Annotated in this window: 16 protein-coding genes; 9 read left to right on the forward strand and 7 right to left on the reverse strand. The window is 63.8% G+C overall.

Annotation, left to right across the window (positions count from 1 at the left end; genetic code table 11):
* Both RJQ10_RS08325 and RJQ10_RS08330 read right to left on the reverse strand, forming a co-directional pair.
* Positions 1-927, reverse strand: a 927-nt coding sequence (locus RJQ10_RS08325; RefSeq protein ID WP_350145511.1) for an amidohydrolase, incomplete at its 3' end; no start/stop codon positions are given.
* A gap of 107 nt (positions 928-1,034) precedes the next feature.
* Positions 1,035-1,454 carry a hypothetical protein gene (locus RJQ10_RS08330; protein ID WP_350145513.1) on the reverse strand — a complete coding sequence of 140 codons (420 nt, stop codon included), beginning with the start codon at positions 1,452-1,454 and terminating at the stop codon, positions 1,035-1,037.
* 175 nt (positions 1,455-1,629) lie between these two features.
* Here RJQ10_RS08330 and RJQ10_RS08335 point away from each other — a divergent pair, with 175 nt between their 5' ends.
* Genes RJQ10_RS08335 through RJQ10_RS08355 form a run of 5 tightly spaced genes read left to right on the forward strand, consistent with a single transcriptional unit; the run spans position 1,630 to position 5,214 of the window.
* The gene (locus RJQ10_RS08335; RefSeq protein ID WP_350145515.1) at positions 1,630-2,142 is read left to right on the forward strand and encodes a glycine zipper 2TM domain-containing protein; all 513 of its coding nucleotides are present in this window, start codon (positions 1,630-1,632) and stop codon (positions 2,140-2,142) included.
* A 16-nt stretch (positions 2,143-2,158) separates the two neighbouring features.
* Positions 2,159-2,419: a hypothetical protein gene (locus RJQ10_RS08340; RefSeq protein ID WP_350145516.1), complete on the forward strand. Its 261-nt coding sequence runs from the start codon at positions 2,159-2,161 to the stop codon at positions 2,417-2,419.
* Positions 2,420-2,422: 3 nt separating this feature from the next.
* On the forward strand, positions 2,423-3,106 hold the full coding sequence (locus tag RJQ10_RS08345; RefSeq protein WP_350145518.1) for a response regulator transcription factor: 684 nt from the start codon (positions 2,423-2,425) through the stop codon (positions 3,104-3,106).
* Positions 3,103-4,434: an ATP-binding protein gene (locus RJQ10_RS08350; protein WP_350145520.1), complete on the forward strand. Its 1,332-nt coding sequence runs from the start codon at positions 3,103-3,105 to the stop codon at positions 4,432-4,434. Before RJQ10_RS08345 ends, RJQ10_RS08350 begins: the two co-directional genes overlap by 4 nt.
* Positions 4,435-4,488: 54 nt before the next feature.
* Positions 4,489-5,214, forward strand: coding sequence for an SIMPL domain-containing protein (locus tag RJQ10_RS08355; protein WP_350145522.1), 726 nt, complete (start codon positions 4,489-4,491; stop codon positions 5,212-5,214).
* Positions 5,215-5,250: 36 nt separating this feature from the next.
* On the opposite strand, the gene RJQ10_RS08360 is transcribed toward RJQ10_RS08355, so the two are convergent.
* The gene (locus RJQ10_RS08360; protein WP_350145524.1) at positions 5,251-5,985 is read right to left on the reverse strand and encodes an anti-sigma factor family protein; all 735 of its coding nucleotides are present in this window, start codon (positions 5,983-5,985) and stop codon (positions 5,251-5,253) included.
* Positions 5,986-5,999: 14 nt separating this feature from the next.
* Entirely contained in the window at positions 6,000-6,503 is a 504-nt protein-coding gene (locus tag RJQ10_RS08365) for an RNA polymerase sigma factor (RefSeq protein ID WP_350145526.1), read from the reverse strand.
* A 166-nt stretch (positions 6,504-6,669) separates the two neighbouring features.
* Here RJQ10_RS08365 and RJQ10_RS08370 point away from each other — a divergent pair, with 166 nt between their 5' ends.
* Positions 6,670-8,352: a S8 family serine peptidase gene (locus RJQ10_RS08370; RefSeq protein WP_350145528.1), complete on the forward strand. Its 1,683-nt coding sequence runs from the start codon at positions 6,670-6,672 to the stop codon at positions 8,350-8,352.
* Here RJQ10_RS08370 and RJQ10_RS08375 read toward each other — a convergent pair whose 3' ends face one another.
* The gene (locus RJQ10_RS08375) at positions 8,353-9,303 is read right to left on the reverse strand and encodes a surface lipoprotein assembly modifier (RefSeq protein WP_350145530.1); all 951 of its coding nucleotides are present in this window, start codon (positions 9,301-9,303) and stop codon (positions 8,353-8,355) included.
* 177 nt (positions 9,304-9,480) lie between these two features.
* Between RJQ10_RS08375 and RJQ10_RS08380 the strand changes: the two genes are divergently transcribed.
* Positions 9,481-10,353 carry a heme-dependent oxidative N-demethylase family protein gene (locus tag RJQ10_RS08380; protein WP_350145532.1) on the forward strand — a complete coding sequence of 291 codons (873 nt, stop codon included), beginning with the start codon at positions 9,481-9,483 and terminating at the stop codon, positions 10,351-10,353.
* Positions 10,353-11,150, forward strand: a complete 798-nt coding sequence (locus RJQ10_RS08385) for a TSUP family transporter (protein ID WP_350145534.1) — start codon at positions 10,353-10,355, stop codon at positions 11,148-11,150. The genes RJQ10_RS08380 and RJQ10_RS08385 overlap by 1 nt, the downstream gene beginning before the upstream one ends.
* A 13-nt stretch (positions 11,151-11,163) precedes the next feature.
* Here RJQ10_RS08385 and RJQ10_RS08390 read toward each other — a convergent pair whose 3' ends face one another.
* Entirely contained in the window at positions 11,164-12,975 is a 1,812-nt protein-coding gene (locus RJQ10_RS08390; protein WP_350145536.1) for a DEAD/DEAH box helicase, read from the reverse strand.
* A gap of 175 nt (positions 12,976-13,150) precedes the next feature.
* Between RJQ10_RS08390 and RJQ10_RS08395 the strand changes: the two genes are divergently transcribed.
* A complete protein-coding gene (locus tag RJQ10_RS08395; protein ID WP_350145538.1) occupies positions 13,151-13,579 on the forward strand; it encodes a CBS domain-containing protein in 429 nt (142 codons plus the stop codon).
* 14 nt (positions 13,580-13,593) lie between these two features.
* Here the strand turns inward: RJQ10_RS08395 and acnA are convergent, their stop codons facing one another.
* Complete coding sequence (gene acnA / locus RJQ10_RS08400; protein WP_350145540.1) at positions 13,594-16,335, reverse strand: aconitate hydratase AcnA; 2,742 nt, start codon at positions 16,333-16,335, stop codon at positions 13,594-13,596.
* Positions 16,336-16,431: the final 96 nt, after the last annotated feature.

A 16,431-nucleotide genomic window follows, 5' to 3' on the forward strand; every position in this document is an offset into this window, starting at 1 on the left:
CTCCAGCAAGCGCTCGCGTTCGTTCATGTCGAACGTTCTGACCGTGCCCAGCATGGTTACCTCATCGGGAATGATGTTGCCGCGGATACCGCCCTGGATGCTGCCGATAGTGACCACCGCGGGGCCCCGGGTGATATCGACGTGGCGCCCCGGAATACCCTGCAGCGCAGACAGAATCTGGCCGGCAACGTAGATGGGATCCACCCCCAGCCAGGGGGAAGAGCCGTGGGTCTGGCGCCCGGTGACCTTGATCTCGATACCGTCCGCAGCGGCCATGAAGCTGCCGCTGCGATAACCCAGGGAACCGGCATCGTCGGGCCAGACATGCAGCCCGAGAATTGCCTCCGGGGCATCCGGCCCATCCAATACACCCTCGCGGACCATCAGCTCCGCGCCCCCCTCCTCGCCGGGCGGTGCGCCCTCCTCGGCGGGCTGGAAGATGAATTTCACCGTGCCGGCGAGTTCCTCGCGGCGCTCGGCGAGCACTTCAGCGGCACCCATCAGCATGGCGACATGGGCATCGTGGCCACAGGCATGCATCACCGGGACATCCTGTCCCATGTATTCACCCCGCGCTGTCGAGGCGAATGGCAGGCCGGTCTGTTCAAGGACCGGCAAACCGTCCATGTCAGCGCGCAGAGCGATTGTTGGCCCCGGCTTGGCGCCCCGGAGCGTGCCGACCACACCGGTATGGGCGACGCCGGTTTCCACCTCGTCCAGGCCGATACTGCGCAGATGGGCCGCGACCTTTTCCGCGGTACGGAACTCCCTGTTCGACAGTTCTGGGTTGGCGTGCAGGTCGCGGCGCCACTCAATGACCCTGGGTTCCACGGCCTCGAAGGCGGACTCCAGCTTGGCGTGCTCGTCAGCGGTGGCGCCGGTACTGACGAGGCTCAGGGCGAAAAGCAGTTGGGTAAATTTGCGCATGCTCGGTCTCCTTGGCGAATACCGAGTGTAGCGTGAGCGACGCCCCGGGAACAGGCCGACCTGCGGCGAGCCCGGCCCGGGTGGCGGGAAACAGGCAGCGCGCCCCGTCAGTAGCACTGGGACAGGGGCACGCTTACCCGTCGCTCGCTGCCGTCGGCAAATCGTTCGATCCGGTGGCAGCCCACCACCTCGTAGCGGCTGCTGTACCGGTCGCGATAATCGCGGCTGTCGCGATAGCCGTGGCTGTCGTGGCAAACAGCGCCGTTGTGCTGATGGAACAGGGTATAGCTGATCGCCGAGCCCAGCAGGGCGGCGCCCAGGTAGCCGGAATAGTCACTGCGATAGTGTTTATGGATATGGGTAATCCGGTGCCTGGGGGCCTGCCAGCGCTTGTGGTTGTAGCGCGTGTCGTAATGGTGGCCCTGGTAATGCCGGTAGGCCTTGTGGTGCTTGCGGTCTGCCAGGGCCGAAGTGCTTGCGGTACCCAGCGTGATTACCATGAAACAGGCTGTCAGTTGTTTGTACATTGCGGTTCTCCCTTGTCTGCCGCCACCGTGGTCAGACTACCGAGTCGCAGCTGAATCGAACCTGAACAACGGCCGGAAATTTGCCCGCGGTCGTTCAGCATTCATTCAGCAATGGTTACCTAAGCTGCAATAGCGAGTTCTGGGCCAGGGCGAGATGATTGTCGGGAGGAGACTTATGAGGAAGCACGTTTTCGGCCTGCTGCTGCTGGCGCCGGCAGCGGCTTTGGCGGCAGGCCAGTACAGTGTAATTGAGGCCCCCGTGGTCGGGGTTGAACCTCTGGTACGCACTGTCACTCAGCGTATTCCGCACGAATCCTGCTGGGATGAGCGGGTTCGTGTGGTGGAACGCGGCCGTAGCCACTCGGCTACGCCGGGCATTCTGGGCGCGGTTGTCGGTGGTGCCGTCGCTGGTGCGCTGGGCCACAACAGCCGTCATCAGCCGGTTATAGCTGGCGCCGGGGCCCTGCTCGGTGCATCCGTGGGCCACGATGTCGGCCACCGCCGGAGTGAGCGCAGCTACTACGTTACCGAACAGCGCTGCGAGGTTGACTATGAGCTGCGCGACGTCGAGGAGGTGACCGGCTATCGCATAAGCTATCGCTATGGCGGTACTATCTATCATACCCACAGCGGCCGTTATCCCGGCGACACCATTCGCGTCCGGATCCAGCTGCAACCACTGGATTGATACCTCGAGGACCGCAATGCCGAACAGGATACTGCTTGTCCCCCTGATGGCGCTGCTGTTGGCGGCGGGCCCGGGACTGGTTGCGCCGCAGCATGCGCTGGCCCAGCAGGGCAAGGCCGCCGCGCAGAAGAGTAGCCTGACGCCCCGGGAGGCGGCGGCCAGGGCGCAGGCCCAGCACGGGGGCAGGGTGTTGAGTGTGTCGCGCAAGGGTGACGCCTACCGGGTGAAACTGCTCCTGGACTCAGGCCGGGTGATTACCGTGACGGTCAAGGGCTGAGCTGTGCGCATGCTGGTAGTGGAGGATGATGCCCGTCTGTGCGAGCAGCTGGCGCGACACTTCCGCGCTGCAAGCTGGGTGGTGGAGAAGGCGGGCCGGGGTGCCGATGCCCGTTATCTGGCCGCACAGTTTCCCTATGACATAGTCATAGTTGATCTGGGCCTGCCTGATGAGTCGGGCATTGGTCTTGTCTCCTCCTGGCGGTCAGCGGCCCTCGACTTCCCGGTGCTGATTCTCACCGCCCGGGCGGACTGGCAGGAAAAGGTGCAGGGCCTGGAGGCCGGGGCCGACGACTACGTGACCAAGCCGTTTTACCTTGAAGAGCTGGAAGCCCGCGTCAATGCCCTGTTGCGGCGGGTTGCCGGTCGCGCCACTGCGCAGGTCTGCTATGGCGATATCAACATAGATTTCAGTGCCCGGCGGGTAGAGCGCGCGGGGCTGCCGCTCGATCTCACCGCCTATGAATACAATACACTGGCCTATCTCGCCCACCGCGCGGGAACTGTGGTGTCCAAGACTGAGCTCACCGAGCACCTGTATGACCAGGATTATGATCGCGACAGCAACGTCATCGAGGTCTTCGTCGGGCGCCTGCGCAGAAAACTGGATCCGGATGGTGTCCTGCAGCCGATAGAAACTGTGCGTGGCGCCGGCTACCGCTTTGCATTGAGCCCGCGTACCGCGTGAACCCCGGGACCCACTCCCTCGCTGCGCGCCTGCTGCTGGCCAGTGCCCTGTTGCTGCCTCTGTTTCTCGGCGCGACCGGCTGGTACCTGGAACGCAGCCATCGCCTCAGCATAGAGGCAGCACAGGCGGAGCGCCTGCATCTGCAGTTGTTGGCGCTGCTGGCTCAGGCCGAGTTCGAGGACGAGCTCAGTATGCCAGGGCAACTGCTGGAGCCGCGTCTCAGCCAGCCCAACTCCGGGCTCTATGCCTTGGTCAGCAACGGCGAGGGCCAGCTGTTGTGGGCATCGGCGTCGGCGCTGACCGTGGACCCTGGCAGGGTGCTGGCGGACATTCCGGATCTGGCGCCGGGGGCACGCAACAGTGCGCGCTACAACGGGCAGCTGCGGGTGTCCCTGCAGGTGTTGTGGGAAACCGGCTCCGGGACCGATATCCCGCTTCGGTTCACGGTACTGGAGACCACTGCGCCGATCGAGGTGGAGGTGGCGAAGTATCGCCGCAGTCTGTTGTTGTGGCTGGGAAGCTCCGCGTTGCTGTTGCTGGGTTGCCAGGTGGTGATTCTCGCCTGGGGTTTGCGCCCCTTGCGTGAACTGGCGGCAGACATTGCCAGAATTGAGGCCGGGGAAGCCCTGTTTCTGCAGCGACCCTATCCCCGGGAGGTCCAGACTCTCACCCGCAACCTGAACGCCCTGCTGCAGGGCGAGTTGCAGCGGCGTGAGCGGGTCCGGCGTACCATGGGCGACCTTGCCCACAGCCTGAAGACGCCGCTGGCTGTGATCCGGACCGCGGACCCGGCCGCGGACAGTTACCCCGAGCTGGTGGCCGAGCAGACGGATCGCATGGAAGATATCGTGTCCTACCAGCTGCAACGGGCGGTGGGCGGCGGCAACCGCTTGTTGCAGCAGGTTGCGGTGGAGCCGGTGCTTGAGCGCCTTCGCGGCAGCCTGCTCAAGGTCTACGCTGCCCGCGATCTGGACATCCAGTTGCTGGCGGAGTCCGGGTGCCGCTTCCGCGGTGACGAGCGGGATCTCATGGAAATCATGGGCAATCTTATGGACAATGCCTGCAAGTACGCGGTGCGCCACATTCGCGTCAGCGCCGCCGGCGGGGGCGATCACCCCCTGGATATTCTGGTCGAGGACGACGGTCCGGGGGTGGCTCCGGCCCTGCGCGCAGCCATCCTCCAGCGCGGCTTCCGGGCCGACAGTCGGGGTGAGGGCCAGGGCATTGGCCTGTCCGTGGCCGCCGACATCGCCGCAAGTTATGCAGGCAGCCTGAGTATCGACAGCGGCGGACTCGGCGGTGCCAGGGTCCGTCTGCGTTTCGCCTGACAACTGGCTTTTCAGCGGGCAACTGGCCCGGACATCTGCAGAGGAGTAACCGCAATGAACACCACGCTACCGAAAGTCCTGGGCTTGTGTGCCCTTCTGCTCGGGACCATCGCCAGCGCCCAGGCCAGTGACGCCCAGCCGCAGATCCGGGTGACCGGTGAGGGCCGGGCGACCCTTGCGCCCGATATGGCGCTGCTGCAGCTGATGGTGACGCGCGAGGGTGCGACAGCCAGGGAAGCACTGGATGCCAACTCCGCGGCGATGGAGGAAGTCCTGCGAGCCATGCGCAAGGCGGGTATTGGCGAGCGGGACCTGCAGACTGCCGAGTTCGGGATTCAGCCCCGCTATCGCCACCATCGGCCAACGGCAGCGGGTCAGCAGGAGCCCCCCGAGATCGTCGGCTACACGGTGAGCAACAGCCTGATGGTGCGGGTTAGAAAGCTTGGGGAGGTGGGTAAAATTCTCGATGAATCCGTGTCCCTGGGGGTGAATCAGGGTGGCAACATCCAGTTCCTGAACGATGATCCGTCGGCGGCGCTGGAGCAGGCGCGGACAGCGGCGGTAAAGGACGCCCTGCAGCGGGCCGCAACCCTGACCGCGGCGGCGGGGGTGCGCAGCGGGCGTATCCTGGAGATTTCCGAACAGTCCTACCAGCCGCGACCGCAGCCCATGGCGCGGGCCGAGATGAGGATGTCAGCGGATGCCAGCGCGGTACCGATAGCCGGTGGCGAAAATGCCTACACGGTGACGGTCAACCTGGTGCTGGCCCTGGAGCAGTAGCGCCCTCCGGGGCCCTGCGGCCTCGAATAAAGGGGTCTATCGCCAGCTGCGGGTAATCAGCTCTGCCTCTTTCTTCGGGCCCGCTACATCTCCCGCAGCGTTCTGGTCGATAAAACTGGCAATGTCCCTGCTATCGCCAGCGCTGGCAGGCCGGTAGGCTGCTTCGTCGCGACCTGGAAGCTGATTCTGCGGGGTGACAATGCGGGTAGTCCAGCTGCCGCCGTCACGGCAGGCGACCCCGCGGACCGAGCTGCCGGCACCGGCATCGGTGAGGACATATTCGCGGCACCAGCTTCCCTCGTGGTTCGGGAAACTGAGAACCGTGCGCAGCTGGCGGCCATCGCCCAGTGTGTCCCAGCCAGAGGCGCGGGAGGGGAGGGTCTCCAGGGCGGCGGCCAGCAGTGTATCCCGCCCCTCACGGTCGTGCCCCGATTGCCACTGGGGGACCAGCAGCAGGGCGGCGACCGCTGTCAATGATGCCGCGATCGCAAGCCCCTGACGCAGGCTGCCGGGGAACCGGGCGAGGCGATGCGGGAGGGCGCGGATGCCGTTGGGCTGCGGTTGCAGCAGATCCCGGATGCGGGCAGGCAGCGGGGTGCCATCGCTGACCCTGGCCGCATCCTGGAGCCGGGCCTGCAGAGCTTCAATCTCCGCCAGTCGTGCGCGCAGGGCTGGTTCCCGGGCCAGCCGGGACGCCAGAGTCGAGGCATCTGCGGGGTCCAGCTCACCGTCGATGTAGGCGGATAAAAGCTTGAAATCTCGGTCTGTCATAGTGTCCTCCACGTCTAATCCCACTCCGGGGTCTCCCGATACTTCAGCAGCTGCGCCCTCGCGCGGGCGATACGGCTCATGATAGTGCCGACGGGCACTTCCAGGATGTCAGCGGCTTCGGCGTAGCTTTTGCCTTCAACCGCCACCAGTGTCAGGGCGAGGCGCTGTTCCTGCGGTAGTTTGGCGACTGCCGCAGTCAGGGCTTCCAGAGCTCGTTCCTGCCCCGCACTTTCTTCCGCCGACGGTGCCTCGTCGCTGTCCCATGCCATCTGCTGCGGGTAACGCTGCCTGACCTCCCGGGACCGAAGTTCGTCGATCCAGGCGTTTTTGCAGACCCGATAGGCCCACTTGACAGCATCCGCATCCGCAGGCATACCTTTCTCAAGGATGCGCTCTACCGTTATTTGCAGCAGGTCGTCCGCGTCCGCGGTCGACCCGCTCAGTGACCTGCAGAAGCGGCGCAAGCTGCCGAGTTCTGCCAGCAGAAGTTCTCGCTGTGAGGTGCTCAGCGATGGCATAATGGTCCTGTTATGGGAGATGACGGATAACTGCGTGATTCTATTCCATTTGCCGGAATTATTCGCGCCCTGATTCGTCTCAAGGGTAAAGGCGTCAGCGACGCAAGGGGTGAAGATCGTGCCACAGCGTAACGGTTTCGGAAGATGCTCAGTCCAGGGGTTTCCAGTGCTGCGCGGGCGGTTCGTCCTGCTTGCCGCGCCGCTTGCCTTGATCCTGCTGTGGGCGGCCCCTCCATCCCTGCACACGGCTCAAGCCCAGATTCCCTGCTGCCTGGATGACCCTGACTTCGAGGAGCGCGTCGAGGAGGAAGTGGAGGAAGAGGTCGAGGAGCAGGTCGAGGGCCGGGTGGACCAGGCCGTCGGTGAAACCATTGAAGAGTCGATAGAAGAGACGATCCAGGACAGTATTGATGATTCAGTCGAGTCGACGATAGAGGAAACAGTCGCCGGTGTCGTAGAGGACACGGTCGAGGAGTCTGTAGAGCAGTCCGTCGAAGAGGCCGTTGAAGAGTCGGTGGCGGTTGCTGTGGAGGACACGGTGGAGGAGTCCGTTGCAGAGTCGGTGGCGGTTGCCGTGGAAGAATCGGTCGAGGAGTCCGTTGAAGAGACTGTGGCGGGCAAGGTCGAGCAATCCGTGGCGTCCACGGTTGAGCAGTCGATTGAGGAGACCGTGGAACAGGCCGTGGCGGGTTCCGTGGAGCAATCGGTGGAGTTCTCCCTCGCCGATGCTGTCGAAGAGCGGCTCGAAACTGAAATCGATAGTGTGGTCAACGAGCTGGAGAGCCGCCTGGAAATCGACGAAGCCCGCATCAATACCCGGCAGTGGCTGGTCATGGCTGAGCCGGAGGTGTTCGACGAACTGGCGGTCAAGGGCTACCTTTTTGACCGCGTGACCGACCTGCCTGGAATGGGGCTGCTGTTGGCGGAGGTTGAAGCGCCGTCCAGTTTCGAGATCTACGATGTTCGCGAGGGCGTGATTGACGTGGTGGGCAGGGGGCGTGCGGAGGTGGACCTCAATCACGTTTACACGGCAGGGGCTCCGGTGCACCACACAGTCGAGGGCAGCACCCCTCGCTCCGTCCTGCGTTTCCCCGCGGATATTGAAGATATGCCCCTGCGTCTGGGCATGATTGACAGCCTGGTGGATACAGAGCACCCGGCGCTGAACAGGGCCAATATCCACCGGCAGGCGTTTGCCAGTGAAGGCGCCAGCCTGCCCTCGGCACACGGCACTGCGATTGCTTCGATATTCATTGGTCGCGACCAGAGTTACCTGGGGCTCGCGCCCCAGGCGGAGTTGTACGCTGCCGCCGTGTTTGAACAGGATCCCAGTCGCGGGGAAATCGCCAGTACTGTCAGCCTGGTGCGGGCACTCGACTGGCTGATGTCCTCGGGTGTGAACGTGATCAATGTATCCCTTGCCGGGCCACCCAATCGCCTGCTGGAGAAAGCGCTGGACCGCGCAGCCCTGCGGGGCGTGGTGATTCTGGCCGCAGCGGGTAATGGCGGCCCCATGGCCAAGCCAATGTATCCGGCGGCGTACACCTCGGTGATTGCCGTCACCGCAGTTGACGCCAGCGGGCGCATTTTCCGCCTGGCCAATCGCGGTGCCTATGTCGATCTCGCAGCGCCTGGTGTCGGTCTGCTGCACGCGCGCTCGGGAGGCGGCTACGCGACCTCTTCAGGCACATCTTTCGCTGTACCTTTCGTCGCCACGGCGGCCGCGCGCCTGCGCTTGCTGTCGCCTCTGGAGGATATTCGCGCGGCGCTGATTCGCAGCGTGCAGGACGAAGGGTCCCCCGGCAGGGATGATACCTACGGGTATGGCGTGTTGCGTTTCGCGGGCTGATTACCAGCGGTACACGAAGCGGGTGCCGATGATTCCCTGCTCGTAATTGCTGATCGGGTAGTTGGATTTGTAATCGCTGTACGCTGCATACAGCTGCAGGGCGCTGTCTGGCGTCAGCGGGTACTCGAGGTCGACCTGCCAGCGATGGCGCTCATCCGCCCGTTCACTCGCCTCACTCTCGCCGCCGATGCCGGGCGTGATTCCACTGTAGTCCCGCTCCTCGTAGCGGTAGGCGAGTTCCAGTTTCAGGAATTTACCGTCCAGATCGATGCGCCGTATATAACGCAGCTTGGCGGCGTGAGCCTGGTAATCCAGGCGCTCCAGATTGGCGTCTTCTGCCTTGTACCGGTAACCGATATTGAAGTAGCTGCGCAGGCCTCGGGCAAAGTAGTAGAGATCCAGTTCACCATTGTGAGTTTGCGCATCCCGCTCGGCGCGATCAACGATGCGTTTGTCGGCGAAGACATAGGCAAGCCGACTGAACAGCTTGCGGTTGATGAAACCCGATAGCGAGGGCGAGACGCGGTACAGCTCGAGAAAACCCTTGCCGTCCAGCAGCGAATTCACATAGAACAGCGACAGGCCGGTGTCCACCTCCTGCAGCTTCACGCCCAGGTTGGCGCCGAGAATATGGGACTGGCGGTTGAGCCGTGAAAACTCCTGAAACAGGTCCTGGCTGAAATCGTAGTTAAGCCGCAGGTCTGTGTCCTGGGTAAAGTATTTGCGCAGGCCGACTTTGGCATCCAGGGTCAGCGCATAGTCCCCCTGGCGAATGCTGGTGTCGAGTTCGTCAATGGTGACGTTGGTGTCGTACTCACCCCCGAGGCCGATTTCCGCCGAGTAACTGGTAGGCGGCGGTGCAGGTGGCGCTTCATCTGCCAGGCACCACACTGCGGTGAAGCTCAGGGGCAGGGCAGCTAGCCTGGAAAGGATGGGGCAGGGCCGTTGCATGCCTGGCTTCCTGAGGGCAGTCGTGACGGAAACAGGAGACTACCCAATGGTGCCGGGTGGAACAAGGCTTTGTGTCGGCTTTGTGGCGTTTGGCACCAGAGCTGATTGGCACGCGGTGTTTGCCCGCGGGGATGAATCAGCGCAAAATATAGCGCTTGTCATATTTCGCGAGCCCCCGTGACCGACCTGCAATCCCCCCTGCGCTACCTGCCCCATATGCAATCCCCGGAATTGTTGCGCATGGGTCTTTCGCCAATGCCGACCGAGGCCTGGACGGAGCCCGATGAAGACGCGCTGCTGTTCCATCGCCACAAGTTGCAGCAGCGGCAGCGACTGGGTGACCGGGTGTGGCGGGCTTTACCTGAATCAGTGCCCGCGCAGATGGAAACCGCGCAGCTGCTGGCGGCACATTTGCAGCACGATTATCCGGCCCTGTACACGCGGCAGGGCCCGCTGCTGCAGTGCGCAGGTGGCGCCGTCGAAGTGCCCCTGGAGAGCAGTAGCGAGCCGCTGTGGAACAGCTCCCTGTGGGTAGCCGATGACCTGACGCTCATGGAGCAGCGTGGCGACGAGTATATCCTCACCGCCGCCAGCCTGTGCAGCCCCAGCCACTGGCTGCTGGAAGAGAAGTTCGGGCGCAGCATGAGTGCCATCCACGAGCTGATTCCCGGTTTCGATGCGGCCCTTGGGCCCAAGGTCGAGCGGTTTTTTTCCCATCTCCGGGTGGCGCATCCGGTGGTGCGCCACAACTGGAGTTTGCAGGCGGGTAATGCGCTTTGTGCGCGGGCCGGGGACGAGATTCCCGGCGCTGCGGAAGCGCTCTATTACCGCAGTGAGCGGCAGTCACTGCGGCGGCTGCCGCAGACCGGGGCCATCGTGTTTACGATCCGGGTTTACCTGCATCCGCTGACGGCGCTGGAAGCAGTGCCGGGTGCGATCCCGCAGCTGTTGGCAGCTATCGACGCCTGTCCGCCGGCGCTCTATGAGTACAAGGGCTTTGCCCGGCTGGAACGCGCGCTCGCAGCACTGCGCGGCGGCAGCGCCGGCTGATGGCGGATCTCGCGCTGTGGCAGTATCTGGTCATTGCCCTGCTGTTTGTCTGGGGGGGCTTTGTCCGCTCCGGCCTCGGCTTCGGCGGCGCGGTACTGACCCTGCCATTCCTGTTGATGGTCCACAATGCACCGCTGGTATACCTGCCCATCATCTCGGTACACCTGTTGCTGTTTTCGGCGCTGACCATAGCGCAGGCTCATGTCCGGAGCCGGGGGCGCGGTGCCGTTGCGGACGGCCCGGTACAGACGTCCGTCAACTGGGCGTTCCTGCGCTATGCGTTGCCGCTGATGCTGATTCCCAAGCTGATAGGAGTGGCCGGGGTCATCACCTTGCCGGCGACGGTAGTCAGCAGCTTCATCTTCGTGGTGGTCGCGGTGTACGCCATCAGCTACATCCTCCAGCGACCGTTCAAGAGCAACAGCCGCAGACTGGATGCGTTCTTCATGATTCTGGGTGGCTATGTCAGCGGAACCTCACTGATAGCCGCGCCGCTGGTCGTGCCGGTGGCGGCCAGTCGCGTCGCCCGCCACGAGCTGCGTGACACCCTGTTTGTGCTCTGGTTTGTGCTGGTCGCAATCAAGCTCAGTGCATTTGCGTGGACCGGAATCGACCTGCAGTGGCGCCACCACATCTGGTTGCTGCCCTGTGCGGCAGTGGGCCATGTGCTTGGCCTGCGCTTTCACGATTACACCCTGCGGGCGGACACCGGCCTGTTCTTTCGGGTGCTGGGTGCGGGTCTGCTGGTGGTGAGCCTGGCGGGCCTCGCGCGCATGGTGGCACAGGCCCTTTCCTGACATTGTTGCGGGCCTAGGCCCCGGGCTTGAACTTTGGCCTGGGCTTGCCGGGCTTCTTTGCTCCCGGTGGCTTGCTGCCCTTGGGTTTGCCGGGCCGTGGTGTGCTCCTGGCATCGGTCGTCGCGCTGTCGAGCCGGGCGATGTTAAGGCGCTGCCCGCTCACCCAGACTCCTCGCAGGTGGTCGAATATCTCCGGCGGCATACCCTCGGGAAGATCCACCGTACTGTGGTCGTCGTGAATGACGATGCGGCCGATATGTTCGCTGTCAATATCCGCTTCGTTGGCAATGGCGCCGACAATATTGCCCGGTTTGACCCCGTGGTCGTGCCCCACTTCTATCCGGAAGCGCTCCATGCCCTTGCCGGGGGCGCTATCTCGCTGCGTCGACGGCGCGCGGGCGGGGCGCTCGCGCTCACGGCGTGGCTCATCAGGACGTGGCTTCCGCTCCTCGCGTTCGCGAGACGCGCCCCTGGGGCCTGCCTCGGGCGCGGTTGCAATAGCGGTGCCCGATCCCTTGCCGTCGCCCTGTGCCAGCAGAGCCAGCGCGGCGGCGACATCGACCATGGGGACACCGAACTCCTGCTGATAGTCGCTCACCAGTTGTCGCGCAGCGTCCAGGTCCCGGGTGTCCAGGGTGGCGGTGATCAGCTGCTTGAAGCGGTCGCTGCGGCGGTTGCTGACGTCCTGCGCGCTCGGCAGTTGCATCGGTACGATGGTATTACCGGTGGCCCGTTCGATGGCTTTCAGCAGGCGCCGCTCGCGGTTGGCGGCAAACAGGATGGCCTGGCCGGTACGGCCGGCGCGACCCGTGCGACCGATACGGTGGACATAGGCCTCGACATCGGTGGGAATGTCGTAGTTGATGACGTGGCTGATACGCTCCACATCCAGGCCCCGGGCGGCGACGTCGGTCGCCACCAGAATATCCAGCTGGCCGTTCTTCAGGCGCTCGACCGTTTTTTCGCGCTGCTGCTGGGGAATGTCGCCGTTCAGCGGTGCCGCCGAGTAGCCGCGGGCCGAGAGCTTCTCGGCCAGATCCGTGGTCGCGATACGGGTGCGCACGAACATGATGATGGCGTCGAAATCCTCCATCTCCAGGATCCGGGTCAGGGCGTCAAGTTTCTGCATCCCGGAGATCATCCACACCCGCTGCTGGATGGACTCATTGGCCATGGATTTGACCTGGATGGTCACTTCCTGGGGGTTTTTCAGGTGCTGCTGGGCAATCCTCCGGATGGCCTGGGGCATGGTGGCGGAGAACAGGGCGACCTGGCGCTGCTTGGGGGTTTGTTCCAGGATCCACTCGACATCGTCGATGAAGCCCATGCGCAACATTTCGTCGGCTTCATCCAGCACCAGGGTCTGCAATTGCGACAGGTCCAGGGAGCCCCTGCGCATGTGGTCCATGACCCGGCCGGGGGTGCCGACGATGACATGGACCCCACGCTGCAGCTGGCGCAGCTGGCCGCGATAATCGGAGCCGCCGTAAATCGGCAGAACGTGGAAGCCCGGCAGGTGACTGGCATACTTCTGGAAAGCCTCGGAAACCTGGATCGCGAGCTCGCGGGTCGGGGTAAGCACCATGACCTGGGGCAGCTTGCTGGACAGTTTCAATCGCGCCAGCAGTGGCAGCGCGAACGCTGCGGTCTTGCCGGTGCCGGTCTGGGCCTGACCCACCAGGTCGGAGCCCGCCAGCAGCGGCGGAATGGTGCGTGCCTGTATTGCCGAGGGGGTCTCATAGCCGACTGCGGTGAGCGCACGGAGGAGGAAATCGGGCAGGTTCAGATCCGCGAAACTGGTCGCGTCGGAGGACTCGGCGGTCATGGGGAGAATACCTTGGGGGGTGGGGCTGTAATCGGGGACATAGTATACAGGGTCGTGCGGACAGGACAACGGCGGGGCGGCGTGAATATGCCGGCTTTGCGCTTCATGATTCGCTTCCGCCGGCCCGGCATTGGGCTATACTGGCGCCAAAACCACGAGAACCGGAGACCGGACCATGCCCCAGCCGAGCACCGTCAACGACTGCATGCACCGCCAGCCCCTGACCATTCGCCCGGACGCGAACCTGGTGCAGGCGGTAGAGCTCATCGTCGAGCACAGGCTCACGGGCCTTACCGTAACGGATGACGACGGTGCTGTGCAGGGCGTGCTGTCGGAGCTTGACTGCCTGCGTGGCATTCTCGCCTCCATCTACAATGACGGTGACCCGGAACACGCCCTGGTCAGCGAAGTAATGACCCGCAGCGTTAACTTCTGCAGCGCCAGCGACAGCATTGTCGAGGCGGCGCAATCGATGCTGGATACCCGCCAGCGCCGTCGTCCGGTGGTCGAGAACGGGCGGCTGGTGGGGCAGGTGAGCTCCCGCAATATACTGTGGGCATTGATGGAGCATTCCCGGCGCAAGGTGCAGGACCAGCGCAAGTAGCCGGCCCGTGCATCTCAGCCTTCGCCGTCAGCGGTGCCGGCCAGTCGGCGCAGCACATAGTGCAGAATGCCGCCATGGCGGTAATAGCTGAACTCGTTCGGCGTGTCGATGCGGATCCGCGCCTCGAAGCTGCGCGCCTTGCCCTCCACCGGTGACACCGTCACGGTAACCGTTTCCTGGCCGGGATTGATGGCCGGAATGGCGAAGGATTCCTCCCCGGTCAGGCCCAGCGACTCGGCAGTATCGCCCTCGCGATACTGCAGTGGCAGGATGCCCATGCCCACCAGATTCGAGCGATGAATACGCTCGAAACTCTCCGCGATAACGGCGCGCACACCCAGCAGTGAAGGCCCCTTGGCCGCCCAGTCCCGCGAGGATCCGGTGCCGTATTCCTTGCCTGCCAGGACTACCAGTGGCACGCCGTGCTCACGGTAGCGCTCGGCGGCGGCAAAAATTGAGGTTGTTGATCCGTCGATGAAGCAGGTGGTCCAGCTACCCTCGGTCCCCGGCGCCAGTTCATTGCGCAAGCGTATATTGGCGAAAGTACCGCGCATCATGACTTCATGGTTGCCGCGGCGGGAGCCATAGGAATTGAAGTCCTCGCTGTCCACACCGTGGTCCTGCAAGTACTCGCCGGCAGGGCTGTCTGCTGCGATCGCGCCGGCCGGTGAAATATGATCAGTGGTTACGCTGTCTCCGACCTTGACGAGGCAGCGCGCGGCTTCAATCGCGGTGACCGCGGTTGCCCTGGGCGTCATTCCCTCGAAGAAGGTCGGTTTGCGTACATAGGTGGATTCCGGCCACGGGTAGCGCTCACTGTCCGCCACCGGCAGTTCGTTCCAGGTGCGGTTGCCGCTGTAGACATCGGCATACTTGCTGCGGAACATGTCGGCATCGACCGCGTCGCCCAGGATCGCGCTGATTTCCGCATTGCTGGGCCACAGCTCGGCCAGGGTCACCGGCTTGCCGCTCGCGTCCTCGCCCAGCGGTTCCCGGTACAGGTCCATGCCCATATTGCCCGCCAGGGCGTAGGCCACCACCAGCGGCGGTGAGGCCAGATAGTTGGCGCGAACATCCTGGTGGATCCGGCCCTCGAAATTACGATTGCCGGACAACACGGACGTTACCAGCAGATTGCCCTTGTGGATAGCGGCGGTGATGTCGTCCGGCAGCGGTCCGGAGTTGCCGATACAGGTGGTACACCCGTACCCCACAAGGTAGAAGCCCAGTGCTTCCAGATCGTCCATCAGGCCGGTTTTCTCCAGGTACTCGGTGACCACCTTGGAGCCGGGAGCGAGACTGGTCTTTACCCAGGGGCGGGTCTTGAGGCCGCGCTCCCGCGCCTTGCGCGCCAGCAGGCCGGCGGCGATAAGGACCGCGGGGTTGGAGGTGTTGGTGCAGCTGGTGATGGCGGCGATGACGACCGCGCCATGTTGCAGCTGAAACTCCTCACTGCCGCGCCGTATGGTGACGCCGGTGTGGGCGGTCGCCTCGGCCTCGGTCACCGTGCCGCCCTCTTCCTCCCAGTCACCCTCTTCACTGGAAACCAGTATCAATTCCTGAAATTCAGCCAGTACCCGGGTGAAACTGTCCTTGCTGGCCGTCAGTGGCACCCGGTCCTGGGGCCGCTTGGGGCCAGCCAGGCAGGGCACGACCCGGGCCAGGTCCAGCTCCAGTGTGGCGCTGTAGCGGGCCTCCACGCTGTCCGGATCGTGCCACAGGCCCATGGTCTTCATGTAGGTCTCAACCAGGGACAGCTGTTCCTCACTGCGGCCGGTCAGTCGCAGATAGTTGATGGTTTCCGCATCGACCGGGAAAATGCCGCAGGTAGCGCCATACTCCGGCGCCATATTGGCGATGGTGGCGCGGTCGGCCAGACTGAGATGAGCAAGTCCGGGACCGAAGAACTCGACAAACTTGCCGACCACCCCGTGCTTGCGCAATTGTTCAGTTACCGTGAGCACCAGGTCGGTGGCGGTGGCACCCTCGGGAAGTTGGCCGCTCAGCCGGAACCCCACCACTTCCGGTATCAGCATGGTCACTGGCTGTCCCAGCATCGCCGCCTCGGCCTCAATGCCGCCCACGCCCCAGCCCAGTCCGCCAAGGCCGTTGATCATGGTGGTATGGGAGTCCGTGCCCACCAGGGTATCCGGATACGCAAGGTGTTTGCCGTCCTGCTCGCGGGTGAAGACACCGCGGGCGAGGAACTCGAGATTGACCTGGTGCACTATCCCGGTGCCTGGCGGCACTACCTTGAAGTTGTCGAACGCCTCCTGGCCCCAGCGCAGGAACTGGTAGCGCTCAAGATTGCGCTCAATCTCGATCTCCGTGTTGCGGGTGAGGGAGTCTTCGCCGCCGAAATGGTCAACCATCACCGAGTGGTCGATGACCAGCTCCACGGGTGACAACGGATTGATCTTGCCGGGCTCCCCACCCAGTTCGACCATCGCATCGCGCATAACTGCCAGGTCGACAATGGCGGGAACTCCGGTGAAATCCTGCAACAGCACCCGCGCCGGCACGAAGGCGATTTCCTGGCTGGGCTCCGCCGTGGGATCCCAGTTGGCCAGTGCCTCGATATCGCCGTCGCTGACAAAATCCTCGGCGCCGTGGCGCAGCAGGTTTTCCAGCAACAGTTTCAGCGAATAGGGCAGGGTTGCAGTGTTTCCCGCGGTATCCAGGGAGTCAAAGGGGAAAATGGTATAGTCGTTGCCGTTGACGGTCAGGGTTTGCTGCTTGCGATAGCGTGTGCTCATGCGAAGATCTCGTTGCCAGTGGCCAGGTGGGACGCTGCTGCCCCGGTTGCTCATCGTACTATAGCAGTCAAAATGCGGCGCTGCGCTGATACGCGG

Origin of the sequence: Haliea sp. (assembly GCF_040222615.1) — a bacterium.
GTDB lineage: Bacteria > Pseudomonadota > Gammaproteobacteria > Pseudomonadales > Halieaceae > Haliea.